The following is an 8294-nucleotide window of genomic DNA, read 5'->3' as shown; positions in this document are numbered from 1 at the left end:
GTCGCCATCGACCAAAAACGCAAACGGGACGAAGCAGGAAACTCCCCTGCTTCGTCCCGTTTGGCTATTTCGGCTTCATTTCAGCTTTTTGCTTCAACTTCAAAGGGCTTTTGGGACAGCCCCTTTTGCTATAATCTAGCAAGTCGAGCGAATAGAGAGACGATGCCAGACATATAATCTGTGGTAGACAAGGACAGGCCGGCAGGTCTGAGGGGGCGGTTAATATGGAAAAGAAAACGGCGATCCGCAAAATTCCGGTGCAATATCCGTTAGGTACGAAGCAGATATCGGGATTCGTACTGCTTTTCCTGCTCTCATTGGGTAACGTAATCCATGGCGCCGAACATTTATTCTTGTATATCCAAGCGGGGCTCATGACGCTGAGCGGCGGTTGCCTCGCCTATCTGCTCATTCGCCGGAAGACATTAAAGGCGGAGCTCACGATGACCGGCAGCCGCTTGACCGTGAACGGACTTACGATCACGGGGGAGTCAATTCGCGAGCTGCGGATCGACCGGGGCCTCGTCGGCCTGCTGCCGCGCGGCAAACGGGTCGTGCCCGTGCGTCTTTGTCTCGATCTGAAGGACAGAAGCGCCGGTCTTCTACTGCTGCGCTGGGCCGAAAAGCAGGGCGTGCCCGTCAGGCAGGGCACCTTCATGCGTTGGCTATGAGGGAGCGGTCAAGCTTCCTCGGAATCGACGATGGACTTGCCGGCGGCGAAGAGCACGGCGAGTCCTGCGATCATGCAAAGGGACAAGATACATATATATAGCATGCTTTGCTAACACCTCCCCGGACGATCAACGATTGAGCAGGGTGAAAAAGACGGCAAACACGATGGCGATGCAGAGCGCATAAATCGAGCCCAGACGCGTCCATTTCTTGCCCGTGCCGCTGCCGTAGCCCGCATTTTCGCTGCGGTTGGCCTTGGACCAGCCGACGGCCAGCGTGGCTGCGAATCCGGCGCTCATAACGAAAAATACCAAGCCGATCAGGTAGACCATGTTCATTGGACCGCATCTCCTTTATGAAGGCTCCATTTCGCCGGCATCCGGCTCGCGGCCAGCCTCCTTCTCGTTGCTACAAGCATAGGAGGCTTTTCGTCTGCCCGCATCCTCCAATCCGCCGGTTTTTATGCCCATCCAATTTACCATCCAATTGCGGATAGAATTCCCTGTCATTGCTTGCCGGGCTCCTCAAGTACGGGGATAATGGAAGCATTGGAGGGACGGCGTATGTGGCTACCCGATCGCGCGTCGAACAAGCCGGTCTACCGGCAAATCGCCGAGCATTTCGAACAGAAGATCAAGTCAGGAGAGCTGACTGCAGGCAGTCCGCTGCCCGCAGAGCGCAAGCTGGCCGCGCAGCTGGGGGTCAACCGCACGACCGTCATTCAAGCATACGAGGAGCTGCGCGCTTCCGGCTGGGTCGTGAGCAAGATCGGCAGCGGCACTGTCGTGGCCGGCGGAGACGCTTCCCCGCTGCGGCCGGCGGATTGGCGCAAGTACTTGGACGTCGGAACGATGCTGCCGAATTCGGACGCGATGCGGCGAATACGGTCCGGCTTGCGCAAAGACGGTCTTGTGGATTTTGCGAGCGGGGAGCTGTCGGAGGATCTGTTTCCGGGGGAGACGGTGCGCGGCATTTTTTCCGGACAGCCCTACGACGGCCCGCTCGGCTACGACGATCCGCAGGGCTACGGTCCGTTTCGCGAAGCGCTGGCCGCTTTTTTGTCGCGGCATCTGCGCATCGGGACTTCGGCTTCATCGCTGCTGATTACGTCCGGGTCCCAGCAATCGCTTTTTTTGATCATGCAATGCTTGCTGAGCCAGGGCGATGCCGTAGGCGTCGAGACGCCATCGTATTGCTTCTCGCTGCCGCTGCTTCAATCGGCGGGGCTGCGCGTCTATCCGCTTCCCGTCGGCCCGGCTGGCATCGATCCGGAAGACTTAGAGCGGCTGCATCGCAAGCACCGGCTCAAGATGCTGTTTTTGAATCCCAATTTCCAGAATCCGACGGGTACGGTGCTGTCCGCCGAACGGAGAGCCGCATTGCTGGGGATTGCGGAAAAGGAAGGCATTCCGATCGTGGAGGACGATCCGTTCAGCTTGACCGCGTTCGACGGACGGCCGCCGCTGCCGCTGAAGGCCGAGGATGCGGGAGGCCGCATTTTGTACGTAGGCTCGTTGTCCAAGATCGCGGCGTCCGGCCTACGGGTCGGCTGGTTGGCGGGGCCACGGGAGATTGTCTCGAGACTGGCGGACGCGCGGCAGCAGATGGACTTCGGGATGAGCGTCATCCCGCAATGGCTGGCGGCCAAGCTGATTGAAGGAGAGGCTTTTGACAGGCAGATCGGCCGTTTGCGGGCCAGATTGGCGCTTCGCCTGGACGAGCTGCGCGCGAGCCTCGATTATCATCTGCCCGGCAGCGTATCCTTCGAGCCGCCGGGAGGCGGCTTGAACCTATGGGTGAAGTGGCTTGGAGATAACGATCCGCGGCAGCTCCGGGTGCTCGAGCGAGCGATGTCGGCCGGCGTCGCCTACGTGCCTGGTCAAGTATTCGGCGCGGAAGAGCCGAGCCTGCGGCTGTGCTACGCGAAGCCGGAAGCCGGGCAAATAGAGCGCGGCGTCATCAGGCTGAAGGAAGCGCTTATGCGAAGCTAGGAGGGCTGGTGCCGGAAAAGCGGGGAGCGGTGCGGGCCGTGCGACGAGCGTTCAGGAACGTTCTGCAAACGGTCAGGAACGGTCCGGCGGCGTTGCCGCTACCGCGATACGGGGGCGGCGGTTTGCTTGATGCGACGCCGGCGAAGCATCCACAGCGCCGCGAACAGCGCGGCGTATGCGAACGCGGGAGCGGCCGTGCCCCAGGCAGCGGGGGCGCTGAATATGAGGCTGGCGCCGGCGCCGTACGCGGCTGCCCGATAGGGCGCGACAAGCGCGGCGGAAGCCGATCTCGCCGCAAGCGGGGCGGGCACGGCAGCGCCGTTCAGACGTGCGGCGCCCTTCCACAGGCGCCAGACGCCGGGCAGGGCGGTCAGCCAGACGGTTGCCATCGGCAGCGCGATCAGCGTCAGCTGCAGGGACGCCCGCCCGATCGATAGCGAGCTGTCGGCGGACTGCGACAGCTGCCAGACGGCTGCGGCCGCGCCGGTCGCCGACAGCGTGGCGAGCGCGGTCCACGTGAGCAGCTTGCGGGACCTGCGGGCGAGCCGCTCGGCCGAACCGAACCATCTCAGCTTGCCGGCCTTGCCGGCAGCCATCCATGCAAACGCGAGCAAGAGCAGCGTGAAGCCTGCAGCCATGCCGTTCAAAGCGCTGTGCACAAGTCATTCCCCCGATCCGTTCGTTCATTGTCTATTGCCATCATAACCTGGCGCGCGGGTCTGCCGGCACGTCCCCGGGTATAAAATGACTCCCGACTTCGGACGGGGGCGGGGGATGGACTTGCGGAGGGCGCTTTTTCTCCATCCTCCCCGCCCTCATTAGCTTTGCAAGTTAGCTCCCGCACCGATATAATTAAGGACAACCTGCGGTCTGACCGCATTGAAGGAGAACGAACGACATGAACGACTGGAGCGAGGGCGGGAGACCGGCCGCCGGCGCCGGACGATTCGTGCTGGAGCTGCGGTCCGAGGCGGACACGGCGCGTTTCGCCGAACGGCTGGCGGACCTGTGCGTACCTGGCGCGCTGATCGCGCTGGACGGCGATCTCGGCGCGGGCAAGACCCGCTTCGCGAAGGCGTTCGCGGCCGGACTGGGCGTGCCGGGTATGGTGAACAGCCCGACGTTCACGATCGTCAAGGAATACGAAGGCGGTCGGTTGCCGCTTTATCATATGGACGTGTATCGCTTGTCGATCGATGAAGCCGACGAGCTGGGGCTGGACGAATATTTCGACGGAAACGGCGTCTCGCTCGTCGAATGGGCTTCGCTCGTCGAGCCGCTGCTGCCCCCGGAGCGCCTGCATATCCGGCTGGAGTTGACCGGTCCCGAGAGCAGGCTGGCGACATGCGAGCCGATCGGCGCCCGATATGAGGACTGGTGCCGGGAGCTCGGGCTGCGGCCGGCGAAGGAGGAGGGGAGCGGCGATGACGACAATGGGTAAAAAGACGGCAGGCGAAAATCCGCTCATGCTGTGTTTCGACACGTCTACGGCCGTGTTGGCGGCGGCGGTCTGCAGCGGCGACGAGGTGCTGGCGAGCCGACATTCGCATGCCGAGCGCAATCACGCCGTACGCATCGTGTCCGATCTGAAGGCGCTGCTTGAAGAGGCCGGCGCGGGTGAAGTAAGCGCGATTGCGGTGGGACGCGGTCCGGGCTCGTATACGGGCGTGCGGATCGGGGTGTCGGCTGCCAAGACGCTGGCTTGGGCTTGGGACAAGCCGCTCGTCGGACTCTCGAGCCTCGAGACGCTGGCGATGGCTGCAGGGCCTTATTTGCGCGGCGAAAAACAGGCGACAGAGACGGATTCGTTGCCATCGCTCCGTGCGGAGCGGACGGTCTGGATCGTGCCGATCATGGACGCGAGGCGCGGTCAAGTGTATGGCGCCCGCTTCGGAACGGCGGACGGATCCGTCTGGCATCGCCTCGAAGAGGATGCGATCCGGCTCATAGGCGATTGGGGGCCGACGCTTGCCGCAAGCGCGGCCGAAGCGGGCGCGCTGCTCTTGTTCGTCGGCGAGATCGGTCCGCACGCCGCCGTTCTCGCGGCGCTCGAAGGCGCGGTCGCGTTGCCGCTGACGGTGGACGCGGGCGAGATGGGCCGCCTCGCGGCTGCACGACTGGCGCAAGGGCTCGTTGACGACGTTCATGGCTTCGCGCCCAACTACACGCAGCTGACCGAAGCCGAGACCAAGCTCGGCGACGGCGCCCGGACGGAGGGACAGGGTTGAACGACAAGATCGAGTTCCGGTCGATGACGCTCGCGGACATCGATGCCATCGTGGAGATCGAGCGGGAGGCTTTTACCGCGCCGTGGACGCCGGAGGCTTTTCAGAACGAACTGACGCAAAACTTGTTCGCCAAGTATATGGTGATGTCCAAAGGCGACGAAGTGCTCGGCTACGGGGGCATGTGGCTCATCGTGGATGAGGCGCACGTAACGAACATTGCGGTTCGAGAGGCATACCGCGGCAAAGGCCTGGGCGAGCGCCTGCTGCGGGAGCTGATGCGGACTGCGGCTTGGCTCGGCGCGGCGCGGATGACGCTCGAGGTGAGGGTGTCCAACGAACGCGCGCAGCGGCTCTACCGCAAGCTAGGCTTCGGCCCCGCGGGACTGCGGCCGGGCTATTACTCGGACAACAACGAGGACGCGCTCATCATGTGGGCGGACCTGGACCCGACGCTTGGCCGGGAGCGCGGAGGAATGTCATCATGACGACGAAGATGTCAGGTAGCAAGGACGAGGGGCTGCTGCTTGCGATCGAGACTAGCTGCGACGAGACCTCGGCTGCCGTCGTGCGCGGCGGACGCGAGGTACTCTCCAACATCGTCTCCAGCCAGATCGAGACGCATAGGCGCTTCGGCGGCGTCGTGCCGGAGATCGCTTCGCGCAAGCACGTCGAGAGCATCACGATGATCGTTCAGGAGGCGCTGGCAGAGGCCGGCATCTCGCGCAGGGACATCGACGCGGTCGCCGTTACGCAAGGCCCGGGACTGATAGGCGCGCTGCTGGTCGGCGTCGTGGCGGCCAAGGCGCTGGCGCTCGCGCTCGACGTTCCGCTGATCGGCACGCATCATATCGCGGGGCATATTTACGCCAACCGGCTCGTCGGAGATATCGTATACCCAGCGCTTGCGCTCGTCGTGTCCGGCGGACACACCGAGCTGGTGCTGCTTCCGGAGGAAGGCGTCTTTCGTATAATCGGACGCACGCGGGACGACGCGGTCGGAGAGGCTTACGACAAGGTCGCGCGCGCGCTGTCTTTTCCTTATCCGGGAGGACCGCACGTGGACAAGCTGGCGCAGCAGTCCGAAGAAGAAGTCGTGCTGCCGCGCGCTTGGCTGGAAGACGGCTCGTACGACTTCAGCTTCAGCGGGCTGAAGTCGGCCGTGCTTGCGGAGATTAACCGGACCAAGATGAAAGGGCTCGATCCCGACTTCGCCGCCCTCGCGCGAGGCTTTCAGAACTCGGTCGTCGACGTCGTGACGACGAAGGCGATGAAGGCGGCAGCCGAATTCGGCGCCCGCCAAGTGCTGCTGTGCGGCGGCGTCGCAGCTAACCGGGGCATTCGCGAGCGCTTGGCCGCGCTTTGCGAGGAAGCCGGGCTGCCGCTGCTCGTGCCGCCGATGTCGCTATGCAGCGACAATGCTGCCATGATCGGCGCCGCGGCGGATCTCAAATGGCGCAGGGGACAGTTCTCGTCTCTGGATCTGGCAGCATCCGCGCAGGTATCGCTGGAGGAATGGTCCGTTTAAAGCGAACTTTCGTGTTAATTAATAGATCAAATCATGTTATGTATGTTGACATGTATATTCCGGCGTGTTAAAGTATTGACATACCCCCTTTTGAAAAGCGTTTGAACGAATCGACACCGACCCCGTCGATCGTTCAGGCGCTTTTCTTCGTTCTGTCTGCCGATCGCGTCCTGGAGTCAGGCGGCTTATAGAGGGGCGAAGGCGAATGTGCGGAACTCGCCCTCGCGGCGATTGTATGTTCATGCGGCTGGCCTCCGTTACAGGGCGCTGCCGTCCGGGCTTTTTCCGAAAAAGAGCCTTCGGACGGCGGATCGAGGGGGAGTGCCTGGCGGCGCTTCAATGAGAGTGGTACCGCGGCGGCTATCGAGCCCGTCGTCTCTTCTGACAGGGGAGATGGCGGGCTTTTTGCTTTGTCGCAAAATTTTGAATTTCGGCTAATCCCCTTTTGGGAGGCGCCGTGCCAAGAGGCAGGGCTTCACCCATTTGAGGACCTGGAGCTGCACTCGCTGTATTCGGGCGAGGATGCAGCAGGCGAAGCTGTCGTGACCGTGCGATACCGGAGCAAGCGTTTCAGGGGAACGGCCATTCATCGCGATATCATTTTAGCGGCTGCCCGCGCATATGTCGCGGCTTGCAATAGCGCGATCATGGCTGCTGCGCCCGAGCGAAGCGTTGAATCGGAATCCTGATTGCTTAGAAGTCAATGGATTCGGCTCCCAAATTAGCGCGAAAAGGGTGTGGGCAAAGTTATCCACACCCCCTGTGAGTAATGGGGATAAGCAGGTCTAATGTGTTGGGAGAGTAAACGTCGTGTAATCTTGAAAACGTGGATGATATTTTCAAGACATTCCCTTCAATTCTGGGGATTGTGGGGGTAACGTGAAAACCTGATGTGCTGTCCTTCGAGAGCGATTGTAGAAAATGGCGTTATTAGGCCTTTTGTCTGACTGATAGCCTGCCAGATCCAGCTCAGAAAGCTATGATTAAACGTGGATAAAGCTGTGGACAATCTAATTTTCAAACTTTTTGTGAAAAATTCGTAAAGGGGAGATTAACTTGAACGATATGTTGAGGTATTACGATCAGTTCGACGAATGGGGCAGGCTGGATCGTGAACCTGTCGAGTTTTTGATCAACATGCATGTGATCCGAAGGCATCTGCCCGTGAAAGGTCGCATACTCGACAACGGAGCGGGTTCCGGGAAATATGCGATGGCGCTCGCGCACGCTGGCTATCGGGTCACGATCACGGATTTGTCGGCGAGGCTGATCGAGCAAGCAAAGCTCCGCATCGGCGCCAGCGCATGGCGCGATCGCGTAGAAGGGTGTCATGTCGCCGATGCGCTGGATCTGAGCCGGTTCGCGGATGCGAGCTTCGATGCCTCACTGATGATGGGGCCGATGTACCACCTTCAACAAGCGGAGCGGCGAGAAAAAGCCGCCCGGGAGCTTCGTCGGGTGACAAAGCCGGGCGGCGTCGTATTTGTGGCTTTTATGTCCCGGGAAAAGCAAGCGGCGACGTATTTGCTCGATCCCGATCGTTGGCCGCCTTGCGACAACTACGCGGGAATTCGGGCATTTTTGGATACTGGAATATTTAATCATCGGGACGAAGGAAGATTTACGGGGGCGTATGCCTTTCCGCTTGCGGAGATCGTGCCGTTTATGGAGAAAATGGGCTTCGAGACGGTCAAGCTGATCGCCTCCGAGACGATCGGGGGGATGACGGCAGAGAAGATGGACGCATGGCGTGCGCGCGGCGAAGCCGAATACGGCCGGATTGTCGAACTTCTTGCAGAGCTCGCCGAGGATCCCGCGATCCTCGGCGCGGCGCCGCATCTGCTTTACGTAGGCAAGATTCCCGAACGCTAACGCCGC

9 protein-coding genes and 1 pseudogene are annotated in these 8294 nt (G+C 61.4%); 8 read left to right on the top strand and 2 right to left on the bottom strand.

Features of this window, described 5'->3' with window-relative positions:
* Positions 1–224: 224 nt before the first annotated feature.
* Positions 225–671 carry a hypothetical protein gene (locus ACFOTD_RS32765; protein WP_378124197.1) on the top strand — a complete coding sequence of 149 codons (447 nt, stop codon included), beginning with the start codon at positions 225–227 and terminating at the stop codon, positions 669–671.
* A gap of 129 nt (positions 672–800) precedes the next feature.
* Here the strand turns inward: ACFOTD_RS32765 and ACFOTD_RS32760 are convergent, their stop codons facing one another.
* On the bottom strand, positions 801–1010 hold the full coding sequence (locus tag ACFOTD_RS32760) for a hypothetical protein (protein ID WP_378124196.1): 210 nt from the start codon (positions 1008–1010) through the stop codon (positions 801–803).
* Between the two features lie 225 nt (positions 1011–1235).
* Here ACFOTD_RS32760 and ACFOTD_RS32755 point away from each other — a divergent pair, with 225 nt between their 5' ends.
* Positions 1236–2663 (top strand): aminotransferase-like domain-containing protein, encoded by a 1428-nt coding sequence (locus tag ACFOTD_RS32755; RefSeq protein ID WP_378124195.1) that lies wholly within the window; start codon positions 1236–1238, stop codon positions 2661–2663.
* A 98-nt stretch (positions 2664–2761) separates the two neighbouring features.
* On the opposite strand, the gene ACFOTD_RS32750 is transcribed toward ACFOTD_RS32755, so the two are convergent.
* Entirely contained in the window at positions 2762–3322 is a 561-nt protein-coding gene (locus ACFOTD_RS32750) for a hypothetical protein (RefSeq protein ID WP_378124194.1), read from the bottom strand.
* Positions 3323–3561: 239 nt separating this feature from the next.
* On the opposite strand from ACFOTD_RS32750, the gene tsaE reads away from it, so the two are divergent.
* The 6 genes and pseudogenes from tsaE to ACFOTD_RS32720 all read left to right on the top strand — a co-directional run bounded on the left by tsaE (position 3562) and on the right by ACFOTD_RS32720 (position 8288).
* A complete protein-coding gene (gene tsaE / locus ACFOTD_RS32745; protein ID WP_378124193.1) occupies positions 3562–4104 on the top strand; it encodes a tRNA (adenosine(37)-N6)-threonylcarbamoyltransferase complex ATPase subunit type 1 TsaE in 543 nt (180 codons plus the stop codon).
* The gene (gene tsaB, locus ACFOTD_RS32740) at positions 4088–4891 is read left to right on the top strand and encodes a tRNA (adenosine(37)-N6)-threonylcarbamoyltransferase complex dimerization subunit type 1 TsaB (protein WP_378124192.1); all 804 of its coding nucleotides are present in this window, start codon (positions 4088–4090) and stop codon (positions 4889–4891) included. Before tsaE ends, tsaB begins: the two co-directional genes overlap by 17 nt.
* A complete protein-coding gene (rimI, locus tag ACFOTD_RS32735; RefSeq protein WP_378124191.1) occupies positions 4888–5376 on the top strand; it encodes a ribosomal protein S18-alanine N-acetyltransferase in 489 nt (162 codons plus the stop codon). Before tsaB ends, rimI begins: the two co-directional genes overlap by 4 nt.
* Entirely contained in the window at positions 5373–6416 is a 1044-nt protein-coding gene (gene tsaD / locus ACFOTD_RS32730) for a tRNA (adenosine(37)-N6)-threonylcarbamoyltransferase complex transferase subunit TsaD (RefSeq protein ID WP_378124190.1), read from the top strand. The genes rimI and tsaD overlap by 4 nt, the downstream gene beginning before the upstream one ends.
* A 482-nt stretch (positions 6417–6898) precedes the next feature.
* A pseudogene (locus tag ACFOTD_RS32725) lies at positions 6899–7105 on the top strand (alpha-isopropylmalate synthase regulatory domain-containing protein); the annotation flags it as partial.
* A 376-nt stretch (positions 7106–7481) separates the two neighbouring features.
* The gene (locus ACFOTD_RS32720) at positions 7482–8288 is read left to right on the top strand and encodes a class I SAM-dependent methyltransferase (protein ID WP_378124198.1); all 807 of its coding nucleotides are present in this window, start codon (positions 7482–7484) and stop codon (positions 8286–8288) included.
* Positions 8289–8294: the final 6 nt, after the last annotated feature.

The organism is Cohnella sp. GCM10012308, from assembly GCF_042649185.1.
Classification (GTDB): Bacteria; Bacillota; Bacilli; order Paenibacillales; family Paenibacillaceae; genus Cohnella.
This window is presented reverse-complemented; position numbering and strand designations above follow the sequence as displayed.